Genomic DNA, 1,356 nt, shown 5'->3' on the forward strand with positions numbered 1-1,356 from the left:
TTCACGAGCACCACCCGCGACTTCCTGCTCGTGGTGCTGATGCTGACGCCCCTCCAGGCGGCGGGGGAGGAGTACGCCTTCCGGGGCTACCTCCAGCAGGCGTTCGGCGGCCTGTTCGGCAGTCGTGTGTTCGCGGTGGGGATCTCGTCCCTCCTCTTCGCGCTGGCGCACGGCCTGGGCCAGAGCTGGCCGGTCTTCGTGGACCGGTTGGCCTTCGGCCTCGTCGCCGGCGCCCTGGTCATCCTCACCGGCGGGCTCGAGGCCGGCATCGCCATGCACGTGCTCAACAACTGGCTGGCCTTCGGCCTGGCGCTGGCCTACTCCGACATGGCGAGCACCCTCAACCCCACCGGTGGCACGTGGTGGAGCCTTCCGGGCACGCTCACCCAGTCGTTGGTCTACCTCGTCCTGGCGACCTGGACGGCCCGTCGGATGGGGCTCTCCAGCACGGTGGAGCGGGGCGTTTTGGAGGCCCCGCACCGATCCGTGTAAGGTTTCTTCTCGGTCCGGACAGCACGTCGGAAGGGCCTGGAAGTAGTAAGTCAGTGGGATATGGTGTAATTGGCAACACGACTGGTTCTGGTCCAGTTATTCTAGGTTCGAGTCCTAGTATCCCAGCGAGTTCCGGCCGTCAGGCAGGGATTTGGAGCCGCTCCGGAGTTCCGGATACAGTTCCGATCGCTTCAAGAAATGCGTCACAGTGCAGTGCTTGCCCCCGTTGTGTAGCGGCCTAGCACGCCGCCCTCTCACGGCGGTAGCGCCGGTTCGAATCCGGTCGGGGGTACAGATCGAAGGGCCCTTCCAGCAGAGATGCCGGAAGGGCCCTTCGTCGTTGCCGGTGGGGCTCGACCTCCCGCTCAGCAGGTGCTCGCAACGGCGTCGGCCAGGTCGGTGACGGCGTCCGTCAGGACCTTGCGCTGGGTCCGGAGGGCCGACAGCGTGTCGATCGTGGGGTCGTTCACGGCGGTACGCAGCGTGGTCGTCACTCCGGACACGGCCTGGTCGACGGCGTCGACCTCGTCGGCGAACTCGTCGCGGGCGTCGGCGATGAGCGTGCTCACGTCGTCCCGCACCTGGTCGAGGTTGTCCTGCAGCTGGGCGAGCGCGTCCGCGTCGATGGTGACCTCGGTGATGTCCGCGACCGAGGTGCGGATCGCGTCCACGTCGTCGCAGATGGTCGCGGCGTCCGTGCTCTCGCCCGCGTTCCCGTCATCCCCGCACGCGCCGAGGGTCATCGTGGCGAGGGCGACGCAGGCGACGGCGAGACGGCGGGCACTACGGTGTCGGATCATGGTCCGAGGGTGCACGGGGGCGACCGGCCGGACATCACCCGTCGTGGGTGATGTCTCGCCGCGG

The 1,356-nt window shown here is 67.8% G+C and carries 2 protein-coding genes and 2 tRNA genes; 3 read left to right on the top strand and 1 reads right to left on the bottom strand.

All coding sequences use genetic code 11. The features are described 5' to 3' along the window. The 3 genes from AC1DQF_RS21595 to AC1DQF_RS21605 form a co-directional block, all read left to right on the top strand. Positions 1-492, top strand: a 492-nt coding sequence (locus AC1DQF_RS21595; protein WP_477527275.1) for a lysostaphin resistance A-like protein, incomplete at its 5' end; no start/stop codon positions are given. A 54-nt stretch (positions 493-546) separates the two neighbouring features. Further along, positions 547-618: transfer RNA gene (locus AC1DQF_RS21600), tRNA-Gln, on the top strand. 93 nt (positions 619-711) lie between these two features. Next, positions 712-784, top strand: a tRNA-Glu gene (locus AC1DQF_RS21605). Between the two features lie 73 nt (positions 785-857). Here the strand turns inward: AC1DQF_RS21605 and AC1DQF_RS21610 are convergent. After that, positions 858-1,292, bottom strand: coding sequence for a hypothetical protein (locus AC1DQF_RS21610; protein ID WP_477527276.1), 435 nt, complete (start codon positions 1,290-1,292; stop codon positions 858-860). Positions 1,293-1,356: the final 64 nt, after the last annotated feature.

The organism is Nocardioides sp. P4_G4, assembly GCF_056401085.1.

What these genes read in the sequence shown, in the direction of transcription:
- AC1DQF_RS21610 (WP_477527276.1), bottom strand. Translation starts at nt 1,292, where the DNA reads ATGATCCGACACCGTAGTGCCCGCCGTCTCGCCGTCGCCTGCGTCGCC.